This window comes from Methylobacillus methanolivorans (assembly GCF_054588515.1).
Genome location: NZ_BAAILT010000005.1, coordinates 1 through 25,726, shown reverse-complemented (window position 1 = coordinate 25,726; position 25,726 = coordinate 1). Strand labels below are relative to the sequence as shown.

The following is a 25,726-nucleotide window of genomic DNA, read 5'->3' as shown; positions in this document are numbered from 1 at the left end:
CATCTTCAGATATCAATGCAATAAGCGCACCTATCTTTGTCTTGGAGAGCATTGCCGGATAGGACCTGACGTATCAACCCAAATCATCGGATGCTTGGTCAGCCTATACAGGATGGCAACGGAAGCGCTTGGCTGTATTTCACTTCGTCTCGCTGCATTGCCGGATAAATAGTTGACTGAAAGCATCGGTTTATTCGATTCGGTTAGGGTTGGCCTGCAAATGCGAAAAGTTGCATGCGCACGCCAAAAGGTGATCAACGTACCAGCAAAGTAGTCTATGTTTAAAAAATTAATCCTCAGTTCCGCCATCGTTGTGGCTAGCGTGGTTAGCGCACAAGAAGGGCCACCCACGGTCAATGGAGTAATCAAAGACCCCACGCTGGTGCAAAACCAGAATATCGCCAAGGCCCAGGCGGTCGGGGCGATCACCACGTTCATGAGCAAAGGCGCCCAGGAGTGCGACGCCGAGGGCAAGAACTGCCGCAGCCTCTTTGGTGACGACGATGGCATGGACTACGCTTCCATGCAGATGTCGACCAAGGCGCTGACCGGGGTGGACTCCTACTCGTTCGCCGGCGATGACGACTCCTCCAACTCGATCTCCTCGCAGATGGGCACCGCGGCCCTGGCCTGCGGCGACAAGGAGGTCAAGCTCGTGGCCGGCGTGTCGATCAAGATGCTGGAATGCTCCGTGGCGGCCAATGGCAACGCGCAGGCCAAGGTGCAGGTGTGCACGGCCACGGCCCGCGGCAATCCGGTCGCGAACCCCGACAATGCCGTGCCGTGCTCCTCTGACCCCTCGGCGCCCAACTTCAAGGCACCCTTCGGCCAGGTGTGCATGAAGCCGGCCTGCGACACCGAGCCCGTGAACAGCCTCAACGGCTGGAGCTCGCCGGCGACGATCACCTGGAAGGCCTCGCTTCCGTCCAACGCTACCGAGGCTGAAAAGTCTAACAACGGCCTGGCGATGGTGTTCTATCCAGCGCTCACCGGGGGTGCGGCGCCGAGCTTCTCGGCCGACTCCGACAACATGACGGCGCTGAAGATCGTGCAGTCCTTCAAGGACAACGAAACCGGCGCCTCGGCGATCGGCCTGCGCGTGGCCTACCGTTACAAGGTGCAGATCACCAAGGACATGCTCGCCGGCGGCAGCGCTGCCGTGCCCAATCCCAAGGGCCACTCCTCGAGCTGGGAGACCATCGAGAAGCTGCAGGGCAACGCGCTGATCCCGCAATACCAGGCTCAGTATGCCGCCAACGGCAGCGAGTGCCTGCAGCAGATACAGAACGGCATCGCAAGCGACGGCATCATCAGCGTGTGCGACCAGGGCTACACGAACGAGTCGGGCATCCGGCCGATCGCCCTGACGGCCCAAGTGGCCACGGAAGGCCAGGATTGCAGCAGCGTGCCGCAGTGCCTCAAGCAAGTGGTCAACACCAACACCTGGAAAGAATCCTGCAGTGCCGACGTGCCGCTGGCCATGCGCAGCTGCTCGACCAAGCAGGACTACACCATGGAGAAGGTGTCCTACACGCGCACCCGCACCACCGAGATTTGCCACGAAGAGCGTGTGACCGCCGAGTACGCCTGCACCACCTACGCTCGGCCCGCTAACTGCACTCAAGAATCGGTTATTTCATCGGGTGGTCTTGACCTGACAGCGCAAGCAGCTGACTCATCTATCGTATTGGTCGGTCAAGTTGATCCGGTTACCTATCAATATCGTTTTGGGACAGTAGGTGACGATTACTGGCGCACGGGCTACTACAGCCGAAATTTTGCGATTGACATTCGCGATGTAACAAACGTCAAAACATTCAGAGTCTATCATGTGAGTTTTGACGACTTGCTCGCATTGTCGATTAACGGCACGTGGATCTGGAGCGATTACAACGGCGGCAGCTACAGTCCAACGCACGATAGATGGGGGAAGTATTATCAGACTTGTATCGCGTCCGACAATGAGGGATATTGTACGGAGTATGGACAAGCTTTCCGATCGGAGTGGGAGCGCGCCACCAATTGGAGCTATGGCGTAAACATTGACTTGAAGCCCTATCTGAGGGAGGGGCGTAATATTATCCGCGTTGACACAGGGGTTGTCGGCCATGGCGAAGGCTGGTTGTTTTTCGAGATCTCTGCCTGGAAAGCTAAGTGTGGCTACGAGATAATCAACGAGTGTGGAGCGTATGAGGCTGCAAGGTGATCTAGCCAACCCCTTCGCTTAAAGAAGCCGCTGTCATGAGCGGCTTCTTTATTTTCAGCTGTTACGAGGTATATATCGATGCTTCAACTTGAATCGGAGGTGCTCTATGAAGCGAAGGATTAACTGAGCCCAAAGATGGGATAGTTGCAGGCGTTACATCGACCAGTCCCCTATGGGGCGCAGATTCAACTCCAGGACGCTGCTGCGGCCGCTGGCCGCCTGGGTGCCGGATTCGTTGTCCTGATGTACGAGAGCAGCACCCCTACAAACCATAGTTCAGCCCGATAAGTTATCGGTTGAGTAGGAGGGCCTATTCCGACAATCCGATTGGCGACAGCATCTTATCTTGAACGCCATCAATGAGCTCAGCATGTATTGCTTTCGTACCGACCACGACGACTAGAATGGGCGTCAACTTAGACCGTTGTAGTGTCAGTTTCCCCCATTCGTGCCGGTCGATGATTGACGGAGTCGGTACCCTCTGCGGGTGAGTGTGCCACTCCCCAAGGTAGTCGATCAGCTTTTCGCCTTGGCGCCAAGCTTGTTCAGCAATGTCCGCATGCCCGTCAGCTTCACGCACAAAGGAAAATGCTGAGCGCCTGTCTTTATGACTTGGTTCGGTTGCAAGCATGACCTCCAAATGCTTGCCTCTCCGGCGCCCTAAGAGAATGCCCCCACCCTCCGGTTGCCAAAAAAACCGCTGACGATAATGCTTAAAAACCTTGAGAACATCCGGTGCAAAAACCACCAGGTTTCGTTGATCCGTAGTGGACCATTCGGTTACGAATGGCATGCTGCACACGTGGGTTGCCGCACTGGATCTCCATCTGGTGCTGCTTGACTGAATCCGTGTCGAGTCACTCGGGTACGCAGCCGTGGGCTAGGTTGGTTCGCCACCCAACTGGTTGCCATTTCGATAGCCAGACACGCGGCCTGAACCGAGACGCTGGCAGGGAAAGGTACGTACAAGCTTTCGCATCCGTGCCCCGCCAACTCGATCGGCACTGGCTCATTCACTACAGGATAGAGCGAGGTTCGATGGGTGTCGGAAAGGCAGCGAGTACATGCTGCTTGCGTAGTATCCCGAAACAGTGCTCGTACTGCGACTCCGGGACCATCAACCCAAACCGACAGAGTCGGGACAAAATTCCCCGAATCAGTGGACGTACGTGTGAGGTAGTGGCCCAAGGCCTCTTCTCCGCTTGCATTGATGATCAAATCGAAGGAGTTCAAGTCGGCTTCCTCCGCTTTCACGGGTAAGCTTCGTACCTTGGCTGTCGGAGCTGCGAGGGAAAGCTCTTCTTTTAGCGCATTGGACTTGTACTGCAATGCCCGATTTAGGCCTAGGCGGTGTCTGCCGACATTTTGCGGGAGCAGGATATCCGGATCAATGAGAGCCAACTCTCCATCATTCAGGCCGGCGCCAGCCTTCACCAGCAATTCCGCCAGGAAGCCTCCTATGGTGCCGCACCCAATAAGGGCGATGCGCTTGCCGGCGAGAGTTGGACTCTCTGGCACGTTGCGTTCGGCGACGTATTTGTCGTCCATTCTGATCGAAATCATTGGATACACTTTCGAGGAATAGAGCTTTACTCTTGGATCTTGCCGTGATCGATTGACCTGATCATCCACGGTTTCGAAATCCGTCCAGAAAGCGTACTGTGTAAGTGGCGAATCTATGACGCACAGTGATGCGTTTCGCCTGGAGGCAATCGATTGAAGCAGTCGGCGTTCTATGTTGCGCTTTGCCGACGGATCAAGCAGTCCCTGCCATTTCAATAGCGCAGCTACCGTTGGAGGGGGCCACACACCTTGTGACGGTTTTGGTTTGGCGGAAGTGCTTACCCTGAAGGCAGCTCCCTTCAGTACTTCTCGCTCTTGGAGCGACATGGCCTGAAGCTTCTCTCGAGTGCGGGTTACATCGTTTGTGACAAATACGACGCTTGTTCCAGCATTGCCGCGCTTGGCAAACAGGATGTCGAGTGCCCCAGGATCGCCGGGGTAGATGTCGAGAAAGCAGAGATCACCGTGCCAGAACGCGAAGAACTCGTCCTCTAGGTCCTGATCCATCTTGCCTCTCAACGAAAGATCCAAGATTTCTTCGGCCCGATCAATGCAGCCCAGCGCCTGGCCAGCGATGTCAAAAATATCCAGTACGACGCTCCCTTGAGCGGCGTAACAGATTTGGCCGTTAGCACCGACATGGGCCAAAACATTCGGTGTTCCCAGTGGCAGCTCTACACCAATCCTAGGAAGATCCACCCCAGTCGGATCAACAGCTACATGCGCTGCATGAGTGGTACCTGCTGCTGTCAATGCGCCCTTGAACGCTAGCCAATCGCCCGCATCCCGTCCTAGGTAGGTGAACCCTCGCGATTTCATCGCGCGGGTGAGCTTAGACAGCTGTGTCTCGTCGTTCATCAGCCTGCCTGCGTGCGTCCTACGAGTGGCGTTGAAACAATCGCTGCCGGAGTGGCTTGGACCACTGCTGTAGCGGAACTTACTTTGACGCGCTCAGGGTCATTCGGGAACCTTGGTCCGAACTGCTCGCGTGCCCAGCTAAGTGCTTGGCTTGGCGAGCTTGCGTGAATCGCGCCTCGCAGCGACTTCTCAAGCTGCTCCAGCTTTTTGGCGGCATCCTCAACTCCGGGCGCTCCGAGGCGATCCGTTAGCGACTCATTGGGGTCTGTCGGGCAAAGAACGCCTTGTCGCAGGGCCCCTGGCAGCTTATCAAGCAGGTCGAGTAAGGCAAGGTCGTCTCTGCGATCACGAGACTCGAATAAAGGAGCCGCCGCAGCCATAAGAAGAATCGATGAAGGGCCACCCTGCGCCCACTGCCAGTCCCTAAAAGACTTGAGATAGCGAACAACCCTACGGAATTGCTCGCCGTGTCGATCTACCTCGCCGAGGAACCACCGTTTTACTGGTCGTGGGTCAGACTTAAACCAGTCGTCTTCACGGTGAGCGAGGAGCACCTGGTCGTGCGGTAGTTCGGTCCAAGCATCGCGCTCGGCGCGTTTCATTGCCTCATCAAGCGCGTAGTAGCCGTGCGCAGACAGAGCGGCTTTGCGCAGCTGCTCAAACTGGTCGTCTGGAATTGCATACAAAGGCACGTCGATGTGCGCGAACTCAGCTATTTCAATACGAATGCACGTTGGCTTGTCAGTAATGAGGCGCCATTTGCGTTCTTGAACCAGCGGCATCAGGGCTGTTTCAGCTGCCGCGAAAAACACCTTGCTGGCTACGCTCGGCTTCGAGGTGAGCCGCATGAAACTCAGCGGCAGGTAGGCGCCATCATCAATGTCCGCTTGTTGTTCAGGGTGCGCAGGTGCGTTGAGCGTCTTGTATGCCCAAGATCCTTGCGTGAAGAAGCGCGGTTGAACCGCCGCCCCTGGGTGCCCGAGCTCTTTAAGAACGGCCGGGAGCCCCGTGCGCAACTGGGCACGGATAGCTTCCTTGGCTTCGAGGATGAACTCGCAACGCCGATCCGAAAGGGTGATGTTATCCAGGAGCGTAGGCTGTTCCACGCCAGAGTAGAAGAGAGAGCTCAGATTAAGCATGGTGGTTCTCCAGGGTTTTGTTAGGCCCGTGGAAGAACACGGGGGTAGCGGCGGTGTGATTCAAGAATGGCGTCAGTGCTTTATCACCCAGCGCCCGACGGGCGGCCTGTGTTCCTCGGCTCTTCAGCACTTGGATGGAGGCCGAACTGACCACATCCAGAGCTGCGATGTCCTTGCTCTGGTCTGGTGTGGCGGGGTCATCTATCCGGACATAATCTTCATCCAGCAGATGGCTCAGCATCGCGTCGACAGAGTGCTCTTGCGAAGAAATGACGAGGTCGAAGATTCGTGCTCCCCATTGTTTGATACCCCAGTCAAGGCCTGTGCTGCCACTCTTCGTTGCCCCCAGGGTCATCGTTCCAATCGCAAGGACTCGGACGTTTCCTTTCCCGCGCGGCACTCCCAAGGCATGGTGGGCCTCATGTAAGCCAAAGAAGCCGGGAGAGTTGCCGACCAGCCCTCCATCAGCAAAGACGCCTTCTTCTCCGATGGCGTGCAGCGGGAAGTAGGTTGGAGCCGCAGCAGTTGCCAATCCAATGTCTACAAGCTTGTGCTTGTAGTCCATGAAGAACCTTGGTGAGTGCGGCGTCTTGAAGAACTGCCCGTTACCCTTGGAGTAATTAACCGTCGGGATAAGTACGCGGTGCTTCAGGTCGCCAAGGGTGAGATCGCCAAAATTTTCGGTCAGGACAGCCTTTAATCCGTCAGGCGAATACTTGGCTTTGAAGATTTGAGGGAAAAAACGTCGGGCCCCCGTCGAGCCACCAAAAATGCGACTGCCATGGTGCTCGAACATGTCTTGCAGCTGGGGAGCTGGAATCTCGGCTGCGAGCCCCAAAGCAAGCAATCCACCAGCTGAGGTTCCGCAGATCAAATCGAACCGCTTGGCCAGCGGTGTTCCTAGCTGCTCTTCCAGATGCTTCAAGACGGTAGCGGTGTACAGCCCCCGGAAGCCACCGCCGGATAGCGCTAAAACATGGAAGGGAGCTGTAGCGCCAGTCTGGCTTCCCAGATCATGACTAGGCTCTGTGCCCAGGTTCGGCAAATGAGTGTCGTGCTCAGTCAACATCCGGATTTCTCCTTCATCGCGAGCAAGTTGGACCAGCGCAGAGGCTCGGTCAGGAGGGGATTTGCCAGGGGCGGGCGAGCCGCCTGTGCTGTGCAAGATGGACGTTGATCTAGCATGCAGGTCACCGTTTCTCGCGACGTACACCCTTGAACGGGGTCTTGTCAGACGTCTTGACGTCCAGGAAGCGGCCTGTTTCGGTATCACGTTTGACGTAATGACCGGATGGGGTCTGGGTTTGGCTGCGGTCTCGCACTGCGCCAACTCGACGGCCGTCGCCGATGGGATTGTTTTTTGCCATAGAAGCCTCCATTCATGTTTTATTCGATCACTTTACATCATCAAAATGATTAGATCAAGCATCTAAATATATCGCCTTATGTCCCATGGTTTGTTATTATTTCGGGATGACTACAAACACGAATGAACAGCGACGCGCGCTACTGGATGAGCTGACTCAAGCTCAGCGTGAGCGCCTGTCGCATATAGATTTCAAGTTGTACTTCCTCGGGGAGTTGCGACGTGCTGATGTAGTAGGCCGCTTTGGCACTGGTCCAGCTGCGGCTACTCGTGACATCGCGCAGTACAGGGAGATCGCGCCTGAAAACCTGATTCTTGACAATGTCGACAAGGTTTATCGCCCTACGGAGAGCTTTGTTCCTCTGTTCGACCATTCCCCGCAACGCGTACTAACCGCGTTGTCCCATGGGTTTGGTGAAGGGGTGGGAGATTCCCTGAAGTCGATGGTCCGATGCGAATTTCCTACAGCGCTGAATCAGCCCAAGATGTCAGTCTTGGCGCCTATTACGCGTGCTATCAACCGCGGCAAGGCGGTCAAGCTGGTCTACACATCAGTAGAAAGTGGTCGTACTGAACGCGAGATCGTTCCCATAGCCCTTGTCGACATCGGCATTAGATGGCACGTGCGGGCCTTTGATCGCAGGCGTAAAGGATTCCGTGATTTCGTCCTCACTCGTATGGAAAGTCCCGTCGTTTTAGAGGAGAGCCTCATCGGCGAGGAAGAGAAAGTCGAAAAGGACGTCCAGTGGAATCGGATCATTGAGCTTGAGCTGGTCCCACATCCAAACCACCCACGCCCCGAGGTGGTGATGATGGATTACGACATGCCTGAGGGTGTCCTGCATGTCAAAGTCCGGGCAGCGAATGCGGGCTACATGCTACGTATGTCTACGATCGACTGTTCTCCTGATCACAGCCTTGAAGGGCTTGAGTATGCTCTTTGGCTGAAGGATCCTCTGGCACTGTACGGAGCAAGCAATGCACGATTGGCTCCAGGATATCGCGATCCTAGGCCAGATGCACCCAACGCTCCGATCAAAGCGTTGTAGCTGGCATTGTCGCTATTTGAAATAAAGTGCAGGCGTGAAAAGCGCGATTAATCAGAAAATATAAGATTTGAGAATTGAATGCCAACGTTGAACTGGATCGGAAAAGAGGCTGTTGAAACTCATCACAGGGAGGTGCCATTCCGCCTGTTGGAGCCAGTACCTGAATTGTCGTGCGGTGATGCGGAAAGCGGGAACTTGCTTGTCCAAGGAGACAATCTGCATGCGCTGAAAGCACTACTTCCACTCTACGCAGGAAAAGTGAAATGCGTATATATCGATCCCCCGTATAACACAGGCGTCGATGATCGAGATGAGCGAGGCAGTCGTACTGGATGGGTCTACAACGATAACGTCACTAGCCCTGAAATCGTTGCATGGTTAGGAAAGGTTGTCGGCGCTGAAGCAGAGGATTTATCTCGTCATGATAAATGGCTCTGCATGATGTATCCCCGCCTTTTCTTGTTAAAGCAATTTTTGCGTGAAGACGGGGTGATCTTAGTCAGCATCGACGAAAATGAGTACGCAAGTTTGCGCTTATTGCTGGATGAAATATTTGGAGTGTCAAATCGAGTCGGAACTGTTGTTTGGAAAAACGTGACCGACAACAACCCTACGAATATCGCAATCGAACACGAATATATTTTGTGCTATGCCCGCAAGAAAGAGCGACTTCCGAAAGAGTGGAAGTCGACCAATCTGACGGTAAAGTCAAGATTGCTTGAGGTTGGGGATTCTTTCATTCAGAATTACGGGGACCAGGAAGTTCTACAGGCTGAATATACAAAATGGTTTAGAAAAAACAAAGACCAGTTGTGGCCATTTCAAGATTATAAGTTCATAGACTCAGGGGGCATTTACACCGGAATGCGCAGCGTGCATAACCCAGGTAAAGAGGGCTATAGATACGATGTCATTCATCCCAGCACAGGTAAGCCTTGCACGCAGCCGATGATGGGATACCGTTTTCCTCCGGAAACTATGAACCGATTGTTAGAGGAAAAACGTATTATTTTTGGCGATGATGAGACAAAACTAATTGAGTTGAAAGTCTACGTTAAAGATTATAGGGCAAAGCTTTCCAGTCTTTTTGAGTTGGACGGACGTGCCGGTACTAACGAAATTAAGGACATGTTCCCTGGGGATAAGCGACCCTTCGACTTCCCAAAACCTACAGAATTAATTGAAGAGCTATTAAGCTTCACCACTAGCGGTGATGACATAGTTCTTGATTCATTTGCTGGTTCTGGTACCACTGGTCACGCGATCTTGAAGCTTAATGCTGCGGATGGCGGTAATCGACGCTTCATATTGGCGGAGATGAAATCCAGTATTGCTGAAAACATCACGGCTGATCGCTTGAGAAAGGCATCTCAAGGCTATAAAAATGTAAAAGGCGAACATGTTGAGGGCCTGGGAGGTGGTTTCCAATTTTTCCGATTGTCGGCTGATCCACTCTTTTCGGCCGATGGTCAGATTCGACCAGATATTGGTTTCGACCAGTTGGCAGAGTTTGTCTGGTTTATGGAGACGGGGACTGGTGTTATCGACTCAGCGCTGAAAAATCATGAGAAGCCCACTCCATATCTAGGACTTCATAAAGGTCGAGCGATCTTCTTGCTGTACAACGGCATTCTTAAAGATAAGGCAGATACAGGCGGGAATGTTCTTAACTCGCGAACTTTCGCATACCTGAAAAAACAGGTTCCGGAGTTTGACGGTCCGATGGTCGTTTATGGAGCACGGACTCGCTTCGATAAATCAAAGCTGGTAAAACTTGGCATAACTTTCCACCAGCTTCCCTATGAATTGGCGGTTAAAACATGGTTCTGACTTACAACCTCAAGGATTATCAACAGAAGCTTTTGGATGCCTTATCAAGTTTTTTGGCTCGTACTCGAGAGGTCAAGAGTCCTGCCGTTGCATTTGCTGAGAGCACTACCGCCTTTTTCGGCCATGCACTTCCATACCATCCACTTCCTGGTGCGGATGAAGTTCCGTACGTATGTTTGCGGGTACCCACCGGCGGGGGTAAGACACGCATTGCAGGCCAGTCGATCAAACGCGTCAACGAATCGTTCTTGGCTACGGATCATTCGGTGATTCTTTGGCTGGTACCATCAGACCCAATTCGAGAACAAACGCTGTACGCCCTAAAAACCAAGGGGGAGCTTCTGCATGAGGACATGCGGGAGCTCTTTGGTGCCGTAAACGTCCTTGACATTGACGAGGCTCTCTACGTTCTACCTGCCACGCTGAATACCGGCAACACCATCATTGTTGCAACAATGCAGAGCTTTAAGCGTGACACGGCAGATGGGCTTCGGGTGTACAGGCAGAATGGGGCGTTGATGCCTCATTTTGATGGCGCCTCCAGTGCGCAAAAAGGGGACTGTTCGCTTCTTGATGTGATTCGACTGCGGCGTCCTTACATTATCGTGGACGAGGCCCATAACCAGGGAACACCGCTTGCGGTAGATACCCTGATTCGGCTGAACCCCTCGTGCATCCTTGAGCTTACCGCAACCCCAGACCGAGCAAGCCAGCCATCCAACGTTTTGCGCAGCGTTTCCGCCGCAACCCTTCAAGCCGAGAACATGCTGAAGCTGCCGTTGGAACTGGCAATCCATCCGGAATGGCGTGTTTCCTTGACTGAGGCGATCGCTCGCTTGCGACAGCTTGAGAACGAGGCAGCGGAAGAACAACAGTTCACTGGCGAAGTCATCAGCCCAGTAGTGATGTTGATCCAGGCCGAGCGCAAAGTTCAAGATCGGGAAACCTTCACGCCAGATCGGGTGCGTCAGCACCTTATAGACGATTTCAACATTCCGGCTGATTCGATTGCCATTGCGACCGGCGCTTTGGATGAGCTGAGCGGCAAAAAGCTTGGCGACCCGGATTATCCGCAGTTCATCATCACGGTAGATAAGCTGCGTGAAGGGTGGGATTGCCCCTACGCCTACGTTCTATTCTCGTTCCGAAATACGACATCGGCCACCGCGGTTGAGCAAGTGCTGGGACGCGTACTACGGATGCCGCACGTGTCCAGGAAGCAGCGAGAGGCACTGAATCGAAGCTATGCCTACGTAGTTTCGAACGAACTTGCTGCCACCGTTCAGAACCTCAAGGATGGTCTCGTGCAGAGCGGGTTCGAGCGGCTCGAAACCAAAGATCTGATTCGCACCCAGGATGAGGATGATGGGGAGCTTGGAGGCCTGTTCGCTAACGAGCTCGACCTCACTATTCCCTTACCGGAGGTCGGTGACACGGTTGCGATGCCCGACGAGGACGCGATTGCGGCGTTGCCGAAATCAGTGCGAGACAAGGTGGAGCTATCCCCGGAAGCTGGCACATTGACGGTGAAAGGATCGGTGACGGCCGCCCAGCTTAAGCAGATCGCCGAAACCTTCAAGCAGCCTGAGGTAGCCAAATCAGTTCGGGAGCAATTGGATACTCAGATGGCTGTGAGAGCGGCGCCGCCTGCTCGCCAGAAGACGCCTGCGGAACTTGGTCAGTCAGCCTCTGTACCTCTTCTGACGTTCAACCAGCTAGGTTTCTTTGACGTTTTCGATGAGACGCCGCTTCTTGACGCGGACTGGGAGATTGACGAGTTCGACTGCAAGCTGACCGAAGCCGAGTTCGTTCATGACGTAGAGGCGATGCGCCGCGCGTCCTTGAGCATTTCCCAGCTTGAGAGGATTGAGTGCGACGTCTATGACCGGTTGGATAGCCAGTTTGCGCTGTTCGGGCATGAACAAGGCTGGGAGGCTACCGATCTGGTGCATTGGCTGGATCGAAATATCTATTTTCCCTATGCAGATGGCCCTCAGAAAGCGGCCTGGCTGAATGCAGCGGTGACCTACTTGATGGAGTCGCGCGGCTTCACACTGGACGAACTGGCGTACCGAAAATTCCGGCTTAGAGGTGCCTTGGAGCGAAAACTGGTCGCCGGGCTGAAGCTCGCGAAACAGAGGGTCTTTGAGGATTTGCTGGGAGACGATAGTCGGTTCGAGATTCGAGATGAGCACGCAGTGGTGTTCGAACAGGGCAGATACGCCTACGACATCCCTTATGCTGGGTTTATTCCCTTGAAGCGCCATTTCTTCCCGGTCATCGGGAATCTAAAGGCCAAGGGCGAAGAGTTTGAGTGTGCCGAGTTCATCGCCAACCAACTTGCAGATGTCGAATGGTGGGTACGGAACGTCGAGAAGAAGCCAACTTCCTTCTGGTTGCAGACCGCGTCGGACAAGTTCTATCCAGACTTCGTTGTGAAAATGAAGTCTGGGGTATTTCTCGCTGTTGAGTACAAGGGCGACCACATTGCGGACGGCTCCGATAGCAAGGAGAAAAAGCGGATCGGGGAGCTTTGGGCACGGCGTAGTGGAGGTCGTTGCCGTTTTGCTTGGGTAGAGAATAAGAACTGGCAGGCGATTAAAGACGCTTTTTCTTGAGCTGGGTGCTTAAACAGTGACGCTTGATATCGGAAAATTAGCTGCTATTGGATCTGTAGGGGGCGTCGCTCGAGAGTTGGCTCGCATGGAAGAAGATCGTGCGAGTTGGCGTAACTCTCTGGCCCAGGCTAATTCGCTCTCCAAGCAATGGCAGGAGCTATCGAAGGTTGGATCAGTGTATGCGCAGCTAGTCAAAGATCTTCAGAGCCCAGCGATGGCTCTGGCTTCCCAGTACAAGGCTCTCTTAGGGGAAGACACAGCCGCTATGCAAACTATTCGACAGTGGCAGGCGGCGCAACAAGAGCAACAAGCGAGTATTCGCAAAATGCTCGAACCCTTGGCCGACATCCGTAAGAGCTTGATAGCTGCTGAGTCAACTCACCGAATGGCCAAGGAATTTGCAGGGCTTGGAGCCATAACTGAGCAATTCAGGAGTTTACTAGATCAGACATCCGTCCTGGGTTCAGTGGCTAAAACTGGGGTTTTGCAGCTTGAGGCTTCTCGTCATACCAGGGAGATATTCGAGCGCGCGGCTATCGGTTCCAGCCTACAGAGCTATCTGAAAGAATTCGAGCAGGCCAACAAGCAGTGGAAAGTGCCCAGTGAGGTGCTGGGTCTGGTGGGCCCGCTCAAAGAGCTTCAAGACCAATTCGGCAAGGTGGCTTTGCCCGCCATCGACTGGAGCTCAGCAGGGGCACTCGCACAGCTGCTGGGCAAGGAAGGCCTGGAAGGGCAACTTGCGCATCTGGGCATTGATCCCGATGGCACTTTGCATGAAGCCGGTGAGCTCCCGGAAAAAGGGCTCCTCAGTCGGAAGCAGTCTGATGCGCTGGCTATATTGAGTCTGCTCTTGACCTTCCTAATTTTTATTTATCAAGAGTCATCCAGTCAGCAGGATAAAAGGAAGGCTGAGGAATTTCAGACCCAAACCTTCCAAATCCTGGAGATTCAAGCTAATCAGATCCGTAGTCTCACGGTCCTTCTTGAGCGGGCGCTAGTCGCTGCTGCTCAGGCGCATGATGAGCGATTTGTTGTTAGGGAGAGAACCGCTACGGTGCGCTCAAAGCCCGAGCACGGCGCTGGGGTGGAAGGTAAGCTTCTACCTAATGAAGTCGTGAAGGCGCTGGATAAAAAGGGAAAGTGGATTGAGGTTGAGTACTACCACTGGCTGCACGAGGAATATAGAACGGGCTGGGTCTTAAAGAAGTACCTGGAGCGCGTGCCAGCGAGCTATTCTCGCGAGGGTTGATGGAGGCAATACGTTGAACGAATCGATTCCGCTTTCCTCAGATACTACAGCTGCCAATTGTTACTCAATGCCTGCGGCACCTGGCACACGGCACCGGGATGCACTCCGATTGCTGTTCATCCTTGCAGGAGGAAGTCAGGCTTTAGAGCAGCCTGCTGCTGATGGAGCCACGCATCTCTTTCAGAGTGAAAAGCGCTTGATGGCGATTGATTTCTTGATTCGCTATCCAGACTACCTTGCTGATGCACTTTTGGATTTATGCGAGGCCGAACATGACGGTGAGCTGCTTCGCATCGTGGAGGCTATCTTCGCTAATGAAGAGCCATCGGTACGGGTGATCAGTATGGTTCGTTGGCATTATGGCGCATATCAAAAGATCGAGACTGCACTCGCGACTCTCCATGCCTTCGGATTGGTACGCCCAATGAAACTCGTAAAAGATGGAGCGAACAAGCGATACGACTACCATCTCTATCCCAAGGCATTCTCCTTTCTGCAAACTGCCATAGCAGAAGTTCCCGATCTCGAGTGGTACAGAGATCGAGTCCAGCTAGCAATGAGAGTGGCGTTCGCCAAAAGCGGCTCCAAGCTGAAGGGTTGGCAGTATGAACATGATGAGTACAGCAATACACCACAAGGTGCTGTTATACCGAGCATTGCTGGCAAGGTTAAAGCCAGACTGGATAGGCTGAGGGGGGCTCAAACATGAGTACGCAGGGTTTGGCCGTGAGGCTGGCTAGTGAAAGTGATTGGATAGATGCGATTGTTAACGCTTCACAACTAGAGAGAAGCGTTGTGGAGGAGACCCTTAGACGATACGGGGTGCGGGCCCAGGCGACGGTCCCACGTGCCAGGAAAGTAACGTTCACCTCGATTTCATTTGCAGGCATTAAAGAAGAGAATACAGGTTCTACTCCTTTTCGCTTCGATTGGAATGGTCTGGATACTGGGCTATGGGCGGTAATGTCTGATGTCAACCTACGAGGCAAATCATCCGTCTTGAATGTTCTAAAGGCTGCATTACAAGGAGATTTCCCCAGTGACATCAAGCCCGATGTGTGGCGTTGGTTATCAAGTGTGGAAGTCGACCTCCGGATCGACCAGATTGACTACCGCATTGCCGTTGCAAAGCAAAGTGGGGACCAAAGCGCAAGTACAGGGTCTGCAAAACTAACGAGGCGGTCTGATGCGAACTGGACTGTCTTGTATGACGGAGGGCTGTCGGGGCTGAAGGGGCATGTAGAGAACCTATTTATGGAGGAGTTGGGTTTTTCCAAAATATATGCGGTCAATGATGCCGGTACGCCTTACGAGCATAGCTGGCCCGTAATTGCCAGTGCGCTGACCATAGGCGGTAATGCAGAAGCCAAGGCACTTTTCGGGGAATTGCTCGTTGATGGGCTTCCGCTCCGACTGTTACAACTATTCATTGGAATGCCTTGGGTATCTACCCTGACTGCAATAACTGCCGCGAAGAAGATCTTGGCGCCATCTTCAAAACCCCTAGACTCTCCTCTTACCGTGTTTCGCAATCGTCTGGAAGAAGTGGAGCGGGAGATTTTGGCTATCCAGGAAAAATCTTCATCCGTTGCTGAAAGAACGGCGCTGCGTCGCCGAATGTCTGAGCTTGATTCTAAGCTCGCCGACAAGCAGATTGAGGTAACGGCCGCGCGAAACGCTCTGCAAGACCTCATTGAGCATCGTGATCGTACTGAAGGTGAATGGGCCACCCAGGCGCGTCTCGTCCAAGAACTCAAAGATGAGAAGTATGCGGGTTACGTCTTTCGTAGCCTTCGGCCGGAACACTGTCCGGCTTGCGCAGCGGACTTTCGGGTGCATGCCGCTCCCCTCGCAGATTCGAACTGTCTCCTTTGTAAATCCGAGCTTCATCCTACAGAGGAGGACGTATCCGACGATCGGCTGACAGAAGCGGAACATGATTTAGAGGGAATATCCAGTGCACGAAAAATTGCCGCGTGCGAGGTGAAGTCCGCAAGTATGGGGCTGCGTGAGCTGGAAAAGACACGTGATGCCCTAGCTTCTGAACTTGAAGGTGTACAAGCAGTGTTGGGTGAGAAAAGTGACGACTCAGAACTCCGCTTCGCTGAGCTTGATGCTACGGCTAGGGAGTTACGAGCATTGCTCGGTAGCCCTGATCCAGATGACACAACAAAATCTAAGGAGGAGCAGGATAGGCGAGTTTTGACCGCTGCCGAAAAAGAGACGCGCGCCTTGATAGATGGACTTCAAGCGGAGATCCTTAAGGACGTGTCTGATGCTATCAAGCGTTTGTCTACAGCCTTTGGGGTTAGAAACCTGACACAAGCAACCTTGAACAGTCAAGGGCACCTTAAGTTGCTACAAGGCGGAGCAGATACTAGCTTTTCCCGCTTAACCAAGGGGGAAAGACTTCGTGTCAAGATTGCTGCCGCACTTTCCGCTGTAGAAGTTGCTCGCGCGAGGGGGATGGGGCGACATCCCGGACTACTAATCCTTGACTCACCTGGTGCGGAGGAGGTTGTTGACACGGATTTCCATGAGATGTTGGCTAGCGTGTCGAGGGTGGCGCGTGAAATGGGGGGTGTTCAAGTGTTTATTGGCACGATTTATCGAAAGGAGCTGGAAGGTGTTGTGCCGAACTCCCACCGTAGACATGCTAAGGGTTCTGACTCACTGTTCTAGGTCCGGGCATGGCAGACACAAATTCATTGAACGCAGCGGTTTTGCGGAATCAATCCATTCAGTCGGTAGGTTTGGATCGAGGAAAAATCGTAGAGCTTGTTCGGCAAGAGTCGAACGGACCTTATGCTGTTCGCCTATTCTCTTGGCTTTGCGCGCAGGCTGAAGACTCAATAGCTGGTGATTTATTGGTGGAGCTTATCTCCGCTACCCGCGACCCTGCTACTTTAGCGGAGGTTGTATCTCTTTTGTCCAGGCAGGATCTTGGTGACGTGCTCCGGCGGCGACTGTGGAATACATTCCTGAGCTGCACGGATAATAAGAGCTTAAGCTATGGCGTCAGAGCTCAGGCTCTGCATGGCATGCTACTTCTGGCACAAAGTCAGAAAGGCTTGCTGCATAGACTAAAGGGGTTCCTTGCTGATCTGGACGTTGATGATGAGCCGCACTTCTTGCGGCATGCTGCGAAAATACTTGGAGTCATGCTGGCGCATTCTCCGGAGCCAGAGTTTCGCGACAAGTTAAACGCTCTGTTGGCGCTCAGCGAAGTTAAAGATGAAGCTGCCATGGCGTTAGGTCTCGACGAGTTGAGGATTGGCCTAGATGCCGTGACCGCTGACTCGGCTGCAAAGGCGTTCGAGAATGCTCTCTATTGGTTCGGCACTTCTTTAGAGTTTAGCGAAGAACGTGTCGACGCCGAACTTTACGTGTTCTGTCTCGACATCCTTGTAAAAGTGCACCGTGATGGCTTTACAGATAATCCCATTGCAGACATTGCTGGCTTATCTGACGCCGCTTGGAGGTATTCTGCATACCTTGGGTCTGACGATGAACTCCATTCTTCGTGGCTAGGAATGCAGTCGAGTGAGCGTTTGCATTGGACCTTACTGGCCTCAAAGCTCGGCACCTTGGGGGCTCAGCTCAACAAAAGAGTTTGGATTAATGCAGTTCGAATCATAGAGGACGAACTGCTGGCAGTCTATCGAGCAAGTCAGTCCATCCTGTTCAAAGAGGGCGATACAGGGATTGAACTTATCCTTCGGCCGAAATTAGCAGCCTCATTGTTGGTGAATAGAAGGCATCTGGATGAGCTTGATCAATGGATAGATGAAAAAAAGGGTTCACCTCTGTTGCCAGATGCAGAGGCTATGCGACAAGCGGTATATCAGGCTCGCGAGGCGAGTTTGCTGCACCACCCTTTCGAGGGCTGGAGTGACGGGCCGGCGCTCCAAGCAATACTCGATGCCGGCCGAGTGCCTCTGGAAGCTAGAAAAAGCGTCGCGGCATTACTTCAATCCACGGTGGCTGACCTCTCCGCAAACGAGAATCCCATAATCGCACAGATTGTTGAAGGCATTCTCACTAAGATGGAAAGAAATCGGCACTACTCAACTTTGAGTAGTGCCAGGTCATTGTTCACGGCGATACTAATTCTCTCGGTATATTTCTTGAGCCACCGACACGATACAGGTACTGCAAGTGATCCTGATGGGGATTACCTTTTCGCCCGTAGCCCAGAAAGCCTCCCACTTGAGCATGCTCTCCAGAAAGATTACTTCCGGTTGTTGAGGATGTCTAGTCTTCATAACCATGTGAAGATGGAGGTTCGTGATCAAGGTGCTGGACGAGCTGACGTTTATTTTTCAGCGTTAGGTGTCAGCACGGTCACAGAGGTGAAGCGAACGATGCGGGATCTAAGCCACGAGGACATCATACATCTCCACGGGCCACAGACTGCCGCATACCAGACGACAAACGTCACGTTCGGATTTCTCCTTGTATTGGATTTATTCGATAGAAATGGTGCTCAGCCCCATCTTGCAGAGCAAGTTTCATTACAGACTTGGACGCCTCCTGGTCAAACGACTGTATACGACGTTGTGGTTATGCGGGTTCAAGGGCAAAGAAAAAGACCTGCGAGTATTCACTAGGCTGGTTGCTTTGAGCTCATGTAGATGTAGTTCCAGATTAGAACTTTAATGTCATCTCGAAATCTGGAGCAGAACTTATTGTCATCTCGTCGCAAATTTGCTTAAGAAATGAGCAAATCTTCAGGATTTGTACGAGGTGCGATCAGGGCAAGCTAGCCAACTGCTAGTCAAGAGCCCGTTCTAGCTCTATCGGCAAAATTGTCGAAACAGGCCGCGTAGCAAGGCGGGCCAGAACTTTAATGTCACGACTGCTCGGCTAAAAAGCCGCTGTGGGCCAGAATGTATTGTCACAACGGCGCCAGAACAGAACTTATTGGCACGGACCAGGACTTTAATGTCATAGACCACAGCCAGCAGGATTGGCAGGTTTTCCGGCGTACCGGGATTGTGCATCTTGTCAGTATTTCCGGAGTGCATATCACCATGCTTGCCGGGCTGATCTATACGTTGGCTGCTGGCCTCTGGCGTCGTATTCCAAAAGGGCCGCTGTATTGGCCAGTGCGCAAGGTGGGATTGGTCGCAGGTGTGGTGACAGCGATTACCTATTCGCTGCTGGCCGGTTTTTCCATTCCAACACAGCGTACTTTATATATGCTAGCGGTCATGGCATTCGCGTTCTGGTCGGGGCGCCGGGTGGAGATAGGTAGAGTGTTGCTACTTGCCTTGTTGGTCGTCGTGTTGATCGACCCATGGGCGGTGTTGGCGGCGGGGTTCTGGTTGTCGTTCGGGGCTGTCGCAGTCATGGCTTACGCAATGAGTGGTCGTTTGCATAAGCCGCACTGGCTGCGTGATGCGGTCATGACGCAGTGGGCGGTGACGATAGGCTTGATTCCTGTCCTGCTAATGTTGTTTGGACAAGTATCATTAATTTCTCCGATTGCTAATGCGTTTGCCATTCCGTTGGTTAGCCTGGTGATTGTGCCATTGACGTTGCTTGGTAGCTTCTTGCCGTTAGATGCATTGTTGTTGCTGGCGCATTGGATCATGCAGCTAGCCATGCAGTTGCTGGCATGGTTAAGCGAGGTGCCGTCAGCAATATGGCAGCAACACATTCCATCCACCCCAGTGATGTTGCTGGCAATGGCTGGGGTGGCTTGTTTATTGTTGCCTAAGGGGATGCCGTTGCGATGGCTCGGGTTGGCGGGTTTGTTGCCATTGTTGCTTAATGCGCCTCCTGGCCCAGCCTATGGTGATATGCGAGTGGCTGTGCTAGATGTGGGTCAAGGCTTGGCGGTGGTCGTAGCTACACAGAAGCATGTGTTGTTGTATGACACGGGCCCCACATTCTCAAGTGAAAGTGATAGTGGCAACCGGGTGATCGTGCCTTACCTGAATGGTGTTGGTGTTCGCCGCCTCAATGGCATGGTCGTGAGTCATGACGATTTGGATCACACTGGTGGCTTGGCCTCCGTATTGACGGCATTGCCAGTTAATTGGCTACTAAGCTCATTACCAGCTAACAAGTCTGAGCTGGCGAAATTGCCACATTCTCCATGTCAGGCCGGGCAGAAGTGGCGTTGGGATGGGGTAGAGTTTTCCATGTTGTATCCTGCTGATGCAGCTCGCCTTCCTGCTGGGGTGAAAACTAATAATCGTAGTTGTGTGCTGTATGTGCGCAGTGCAGCGGGGACATTGCTATTGCCCGGTGATATTGAGCGTTCTGTCGAGGCTGACTTGCTTGATACCGTGGCTCCTGCACTGGCTGCAGATGTGCTGGTCGTGCCACATCATGGCAGTCGCACATCCTCAACGTCATCATTTATCCATGCAGTTAGTCCGCAAGTGGCAGTTTTTACTGTGGGGTATCGCAATCGCTTTCATCATCCACGGAATGAGGTGGTCAGCAGATATGCCAATGCAGGAGCTAGTCTGTATCGTTCCGACCATGATGGGGCAGTGCTGTTTGATTTTCGGCAGCATCAAGGGATCAGTGTGACAGGTTGGCGAGAAAAGTCGCAGCGCTATTGGTACAACCAGCCCGCTGGATTTACATCAGCTTCCCTTGCTGAAACTGGCAACGCACGATAAAGTAACGCCACTTTACAGAACATCTTAGGGGCACTTTTGTGTGGGAAATCATTAAAGCGGCAGGATGGCCAATCTGGCCGCTGATCTTTGCTTCAATCGTCGCAGTAGCCATTATCATCGAACGTCTCATCGCATTGCGTGAGCAGCAGATTGTGCCAAAGTCCCTGTTGCCCGAAGTGCAGAACTGGTTGGGTCAAGGCCGCGCTGGTGTCACGCAAGAGGCGTTGTCCAGGTTGGAAAAGCACTCCATGCTAGGAACAGTCTTCGCCAGTGCGTTGAAAAACCTGGGCGCACCACGTGAGGTTATGAAGGAAGCCGTGGAGGAATCTGGTCGTGCTGTAGCTCATAGGCTGGAGAAATATCTTAATACCTTGGGTACGATTGCCACAGTAGCTCCCCTGTTGGGCTTGCTTGGTACCGTGATCGGGATGGTGGAACTGTTTGGCGCATTTACCGCGACTGGCCATGATGTCGCCCAGTTTGCACGTGGTATCTCCGTGGCTCTGTACAATACGGCGGGTGGTATTGTCGTAGCGGTGCCTGCCATGATTTCTTATCGTTATTTCCGTGGCAAGATTGATGGTTTCATCGTCGAGATGGAGCAAGAGGCAGTCAAGCTGGTTGAAATTATCCATGGTGAGCGCAAGGAATGAATTTCCAACGAGGTAGAAAGCACGAAGATCTCGAGATGAATCTCGTGCCTTTGATCGATGTGCTATTGGTGATCATCATTTTCCTAGTGGTGAGCGCAACCTTCTCACGCGTGACGGAGTTGCAGATCAACCTGCCAACTGCAGAGGCGGAAAGCCCACAGGATAAGCCATTGGTGATTAATGTTGGTGTCGATGAATCAGGTCACTACGTCGTTAATAGCAAGGATGTGGCAGATGGTTCTGTGGCAGGGATTGCTGATGCCTTGAAAAAGGCGGTTGGTGATGGCAAGGATCCCACGATTATCATCAGTGCTGATGCCAAGAGCAGTCACCAATCCGTGGTGAATGTCATGGAGGCATCGCGCCAAGCCGGGTATAGCCAGATTACCTTCGCCACACAAGCACGCTCTGGTTCTTGAATTTTAAAAAGTATTCATCATGTCTAAAGATGCACTTGGGAAGGCTGACGCCTCCGTGCAAAGTGCGCGGGTTCTTTACCTGCGCCTTCTCAAATACGCAGCCCGCTACTGGCTTGTATTCCTGATCAGCGTCATTGCGCTGGTTACTTTCTCCGCCACCAATACCGGATTCCTTGCAACTATTAAGTTGGTGACTGACGAAGGGTTCGTTAATCAGGACTCTAGCAAACTTCACTTACTGCCATTTATGCTGTTCGGCCTGCTCGCTATTCGTGCGCTGGCTGGCTTCATTTCTAATTTCGCCATGCGCTGGGTTGCACGGCGGGTGGTGGAAAATTTGCGCCAGGATACTTTCCGCCGCCTGATGAGCTTGCCGGTGAGCTTCTTTGATGCGATTTCTGCGGGCGTGGTGACTTCCAAGCTCACATATGACACTGAGCAGATGGCTGGTGCGGCGACCAAGGTGGCGATGAGCGCTGTGAGGGATACGCTGACGATTGTTGGCATGGTGGGATACATGCTGTATCTGGATTGGCAGCTTACCCTGATTTTTGCAGTAGTGGCACCAGCCATGGCTTGGTATCTCAAGAGCATGACGCCTCGCCTGCGTAGCTCCGGCAAAGCCGTGCAACAAACCATGGGCGAAATGACGCAGGCGGTTGAAGAGGCGGTTTCAGGGCAGCGTATGGTGAAAATATTCGGTGGCGGTGATTACGAATACCAGCGCTTTGCCAAAGTGGCAGGCAAGAATCGTCATATGCAGATTCGCCTGGCACGATTCTCTGGCATGAACAGTATGGTGGTTGAGTTGCTGGCTGGTCTTGCCTTGGCCTTGGTGGTGTTTTATGCAGTGGGTAAGTTTAGTGCAGGTGAGTTTGCTGCTTTCATTGGGGCATTGCTGATGCTGATCGGCCCGGTAAAAACATTAACCAGTCTGAATGAGGAGTTGCAGGTAGGCTTGGCTGCTGCGCATAGCGTGTTTGAGTTGATTGATAGCATTCCTGAGGTGGATGAAGGTGGTCAGGAAATCGGACGTGCTAAAGGCGAGATTGTGTTTGAGCATGTTTCTTTGCAATATCCCGCTGCCAAACGTCCGGCCTTGATCGACTTGAATTTCACAGTCAAGCCTGGTGAAAAGGTGGCGTTGGTGGGGCGTTCTGGTGGCGGCAAGACGACGTTAGTCAATTTATTGCCAAGGTTTTATGAGGCCCAACAAGGGCGCGTGCTGATTGATGGGGTGGATATCCGTCAACTTGGCCTGAAAAACCTGCGCCAACAATTTTCCCTGGTGAGTCAGGATGTAGTCCTCTTCAATGACACGGTATTCAATAATATTGCGTACGGCATGTTGCGTAATGCGACAGAGGCAGAAGTGATTGCCGCAGCTCAGGCTGCGCATGCCTGGGATTTTATCCAGCAGTTACCTAATGGCTTGCAGAGCGAAATTGGTGATCGGGGGGTTCGACTTTCAGGTGGACAGCGTCAACGCTTGGCAATTGCACGCGCCATTCTCAAGAATGCCCCTATTCTTTTGTTAGACGAAGCCACTTCAGCATTGGATACCGAGTCTGAGCGTCATGTGCAAGCTGCGCTGGATGAATTAATGCAGAACCGGACCTCGATTGTGATTGCTCATAGACTGTCCACCATAGAAAACGCAGACCGGATTATGGTGATGGAGCAGGGGCAGATTATCGAAGGGGGTAGTCATGACGAGTTGTTGGCATTGGGTGGGCATTACGCCAAGCTTTACCAGAAACAGTTTCATTAATAGTCGTTTTACTGGGAGTCGCTGACGATGAACCAGTCATTCAGCCGTTGGCTGGAGCGCCAATGGTACGAACATACTCCTTGGCAAGTCGTGCTTAGGCCATTCTCCTGGCTGTTCTACATCCTGACTGCGATGCGCCGGCTGGCCTATCGTTTGCGCTTGTTTAAATCGTTGAAGCTGCCAGTGCCCGTTATTATCGTTGGCAACATTAATGTCGGCGGCACTGGCAAAACACCATTCGTTATTTGGCTGGTGCAGCAGTTGCGTCAAAATGGCTGGTACCCCGGCATTATTAGCCGTGGCTACGGCGGCAACGTGATTCATACTCACCAAGTGACAAAGGATAGTCTGCCGCAGCAGGTCGGAGATGAGCCGGTCTTATTGGTTCAGCGTACTGGTTTGCCTTTATATGTAGGGCGTAAGCGTACGCGTGCAGCTCGTCACTTACTGCGAGACTATCCAGAGTGCAATCTCATTATTAGCGATGATGGCTTGCAGCATTATGCATTAGAGCGTGACATGGAAATCGTCATCATTGATGGCGAGCGCATATTCGGTAACGGACAGCTATTGCCTGCCGGGCCTCTCAGGGAAACCAGCGCACGCCTTGAAGAGGTAGATGCTGTTGTATTCAATAGCGGGGCGCCAGCAGCGGGTGGTTATCTCATGCACCTTGTGCCCGATCATCTACGCAAGTTGCGTGCTCCGGAAGATCGGATGGAATTGAGTGAGCTAATCGGTAAGCGCGTGCACGCTGTCGCTGGCATTGGCAATCCTCATCGCTTTTTTAGTCAATTGGAACAATTGGGCCTTGTTGTTGAGGCCCACCCTTTTCCAGATCATCATGCTTACAGCGCGGATGATTTCCAATTTGCCAAGGATGACATCGTCCTCATGACAGAGAAAGATGCGGTCAAGTGCACGACCTTTGCTCGGGACAACTGGTGGTTTATGCCGATCACAGCCGAGATAGATCGAGCACTTGCAGAAAAGATACTAGCGCGTCTGACGCGACTTATAGAAAAGGAAGCTTGATCAATGGATGCAAAATTACTGGAAATCCTGGTGTGCCCGATTTGCAAAGGACCATTACATTATAAAAAGCCGGAGCAGGAGTTAATTTGTAAGCCCTGTCGATTGGGCTACCCTATCCAGGATGGCATTCCTGTGATGTTGGAAGATGAAGCTCGTAAGTTGCCTGCTGAAGAAGAGGTTGAGTAATGTCTTTTAAGGTCGTGATCCCTGCCCGCTATGCCAGCAGTCGTTTGCCCGGCAAGCCGTTGCTCGATATCGCCGGTAAACCTATGGTCGTTCGGGTGATTGAGCAATCTCTTGCCAGTGGGGCGACTGAAGTGGTCGTCGCCACGGATCATGAGCTTATCCGCAATGCTGTAGCAAGTTATGGTTATGATGTGATCATGACCCGCGCTGATCATGTATCGGGTACAGATCGTATTGCCGAAGTGGTGCAGCAACAAGGATGGGGTGATGACACGATCATTGTTAATGTGCAGGGCGACGAGCCGCTCATAGATCCTGCCTTAATCCGCGAAGTTGCCAGTAACCTTGCTATTCATGTTGAGGCCTCAATGGCAACAGCGTGTCATGCTGTCCATGATACAGCCTCTATCCTCAACCCTAATATTGTCAAAGTAGTGCTTGATCACCAAGGGCACGCACTCTATTTTAGTCGTGCTCCTATTCCTTATCCTCGTGATGCATTTGCCGCTAACCAAGATATTCCTGCTGATATGCCTATATATAGACATATAGGTATCTATGCTTACCGTGCTGGCTTCTTGCGTGCTTATGCGGCCCTGACGCCTTCAGCGATTGAACACTTTGAGTCGTTAGAACAGTTACGAGTCCTTTGGCATGGATACAAAATTAGCGTGGAAATTACACAAAAGGCCCCCGCCAGTGGCGTGGATACAGAGGCTGATCTTGCTTATGTACGTTCGGTTGTAATCAGTAGTGAAAATAAACTGTTGTGATTGTGAATGCTAAGCACTTGATTGCAAGTGAATAGCGCTACCAATAAGCTCGATGTCATATAGATTGATTGAAAAATGCGTTGACATCAAAGTTTCAGTTTTGCTATAGTTTCACCTCTCGACGCAGCACACATCTAAACGAAGTGAGTTGCAACGACATCGGTCGCGGGGTGGAGCAGTCTGGCAGCTCGTCGGGCTCATAACCCGAAGGTCACAGGTTCGAATCCTGTCCCCGCAACCAAACGATTTTAGTAGTAAGCGCTGTTAAGCAAGTTTTGAATGAAGTTAAAAAAACTGCTTGACTGGATCGAAAAGGTCTGTAAAATGCGCGGCTCGCTGAACGAGGTGATGTGAAGCGAAGTTAGTTAGAAAG

General features: G+C 52.6%; 20 protein-coding genes and 1 tRNA gene. 16 read left to right on the top strand and 5 right to left on the bottom strand.

All coding sequences use genetic code 11. The features are described 5' to 3' along the window. Positions 1–277: 277 nt before the first annotated feature. On the top strand, positions 278–2,206 hold the full coding sequence (locus LG202_RS12925; protein WP_230348798.1) for a hypothetical protein: 1,929 nt from the start codon (positions 278–280) through the stop codon (positions 2,204–2,206). A gap of 310 nt (positions 2,207–2,516) precedes the next feature. Here LG202_RS12925 and LG202_RS12920 read toward each other — a convergent pair whose 3' ends face one another. The 5 genes from LG202_RS12920 to LG202_RS12900 all read right to left on the bottom strand — a co-directional run bounded on the left by LG202_RS12920 (position 2,517) and on the right by LG202_RS12900 (position 7,133). Beyond that, positions 2,517–2,999, bottom strand: a complete 483-nt coding sequence (locus LG202_RS12920; protein ID WP_230348797.1) for a Mov34/MPN/PAD-1 family protein — start codon at positions 2,997–2,999, stop codon at positions 2,517–2,519. Continuing rightward, positions 2,987–4,627 carry a ThiF family adenylyltransferase gene (locus tag LG202_RS12915; protein ID WP_230348796.1) on the bottom strand — a complete coding sequence of 547 codons (1,641 nt, stop codon included), beginning with the start codon at positions 4,625–4,627 and terminating at the stop codon, positions 2,987–2,989. Before LG202_RS12915 ends, LG202_RS12920 begins: the two co-directional genes overlap by 13 nt. Beyond that, positions 4,627–5,766, bottom strand: coding sequence for a CBASS cGAMP synthase (locus LG202_RS12910; RefSeq protein ID WP_230348795.1), 1,140 nt, complete (start codon positions 5,764–5,766; stop codon positions 4,627–4,629). Before LG202_RS12910 ends, LG202_RS12915 begins: the two co-directional genes overlap by 1 nt. Further along, positions 5,759–6,835: a CBASS cGAMP-activated phospholipase gene (locus tag LG202_RS12905; RefSeq protein WP_230348794.1), complete on the bottom strand. Its 1,077-nt coding sequence runs from the start codon at positions 6,833–6,835 to the stop codon at positions 5,759–5,761. Before LG202_RS12905 ends, LG202_RS12910 begins: the two co-directional genes overlap by 8 nt. A gap of 121 nt (positions 6,836–6,956) precedes the next feature. Then, positions 6,957–7,133 carry a hypothetical protein gene (locus LG202_RS12900; protein ID WP_230348793.1) on the bottom strand — a complete coding sequence of 59 codons (177 nt, stop codon included), beginning with the start codon at positions 7,131–7,133 and terminating at the stop codon, positions 6,957–6,959. 106 nt (positions 7,134–7,239) lie between these two features. Here LG202_RS12900 and LG202_RS12895 point away from each other — a divergent pair, with 106 nt between their 5' ends. From LG202_RS12895 to LG202_RS12825, 15 genes are all read left to right on the top strand, one after another. Further along, positions 7,240–8,181 carry a helix-turn-helix transcriptional regulator gene (locus tag LG202_RS12895; RefSeq protein ID WP_230348792.1) on the top strand — a complete coding sequence of 314 codons (942 nt, stop codon included), beginning with the start codon at positions 7,240–7,242 and terminating at the stop codon, positions 8,179–8,181. A 78-nt stretch (positions 8,182–8,259) separates the two neighbouring features. Continuing rightward, a complete protein-coding gene (locus LG202_RS12890; protein WP_230348791.1) occupies positions 8,260–10,011 on the top strand; it encodes a site-specific DNA-methyltransferase in 1,752 nt (583 codons plus the stop codon). Then, positions 10,002–12,629, top strand: a complete 2,628-nt coding sequence (locus LG202_RS12885) for a DEAD/DEAH box helicase (protein WP_230348790.1) — start codon at positions 10,002–10,004, stop codon at positions 12,627–12,629. The genes LG202_RS12890 and LG202_RS12885 overlap by 10 nt, the downstream gene beginning before the upstream one ends. An 85-nt stretch (positions 12,630–12,714) precedes the next feature. Further along, entirely contained in the window at positions 12,715–13,878 is a 1,164-nt protein-coding gene (locus tag LG202_RS12880) for an SH3 domain-containing protein (protein ID WP_230348789.1), read from the top strand. 13 nt (positions 13,879–13,891) lie between these two features. Further along, the gene (locus tag LG202_RS12875) at positions 13,892–14,587 is read left to right on the top strand and encodes a hypothetical protein (protein ID WP_230348788.1); all 696 of its coding nucleotides are present in this window, start codon (positions 13,892–13,894) and stop codon (positions 14,585–14,587) included. Further along, the gene (locus tag LG202_RS12870) at positions 14,584–16,560 is read left to right on the top strand and encodes a coiled-coil domain-containing protein (RefSeq protein WP_230348787.1); all 1,977 of its coding nucleotides are present in this window, start codon (positions 14,584–14,586) and stop codon (positions 16,558–16,560) included. Before LG202_RS12875 ends, LG202_RS12870 begins: the two co-directional genes overlap by 4 nt. An 8-nt stretch (positions 16,561–16,568) precedes the next feature. After that, a complete protein-coding gene (locus tag LG202_RS12865; protein WP_230348786.1) occupies positions 16,569–18,488 on the top strand; it encodes a hypothetical protein in 1,920 nt (639 codons plus the stop codon). Between the two features lie 279 nt (positions 18,489–18,767). Next, positions 18,768–20,516, top strand: coding sequence for a DNA internalization-related competence protein ComEC/Rec2 (locus tag LG202_RS12860; protein ID WP_230348785.1), 1,749 nt, complete (start codon positions 18,768–18,770; stop codon positions 20,514–20,516). Positions 20,517–20,554: 38 nt separating this feature from the next. Beyond that, positions 20,555–21,169 carry a MotA/TolQ/ExbB proton channel family protein gene (locus LG202_RS12855; protein WP_230348784.1) on the top strand — a complete coding sequence of 205 codons (615 nt, stop codon included), beginning with the start codon at positions 20,555–20,557 and terminating at the stop codon, positions 21,167–21,169. Continuing rightward, complete coding sequence (locus LG202_RS12850; RefSeq protein ID WP_230348783.1) at positions 21,166–21,588, top strand: ExbD/TolR family protein; 423 nt, start codon at positions 21,166–21,168, stop codon at positions 21,586–21,588. Before LG202_RS12855 ends, LG202_RS12850 begins: the two co-directional genes overlap by 4 nt. A 19-nt stretch (positions 21,589–21,607) precedes the next feature. Beyond that, entirely contained in the window at positions 21,608–23,359 is a 1,752-nt protein-coding gene (gene msbA, locus LG202_RS12845) for a lipid A export permease/ATP-binding protein MsbA (RefSeq protein WP_230348782.1), read from the top strand. A 27-nt stretch (positions 23,360–23,386) separates the two neighbouring features. Then, positions 23,387–24,394, top strand: coding sequence for a tetraacyldisaccharide 4'-kinase (gene lpxK / locus LG202_RS12840; RefSeq protein ID WP_230348781.1), 1,008 nt, complete (start codon positions 23,387–23,389; stop codon positions 24,392–24,394). Positions 24,395–24,397: 3 nt separating this feature from the next. Next, positions 24,398–24,580, top strand: a complete 183-nt coding sequence (locus LG202_RS12835; protein WP_230348780.1) for a Trm112 family protein — start codon at positions 24,398–24,400, stop codon at positions 24,578–24,580. Further along, on the top strand, positions 24,580–25,353 hold the full coding sequence (kdsB, locus tag LG202_RS12830; protein WP_230348779.1) for a 3-deoxy-manno-octulosonate cytidylyltransferase: 774 nt from the start codon (positions 24,580–24,582) through the stop codon (positions 25,351–25,353). Before LG202_RS12835 ends, kdsB begins: the two co-directional genes overlap by 1 nt. Positions 25,354–25,517: 164 nt before the next feature. Further along, a tRNA-Met gene (locus tag LG202_RS12825) sits at positions 25,518–25,594 on the top strand. The last annotated feature ends 132 nt before the right edge of the window (positions 25,595–25,726 follow it).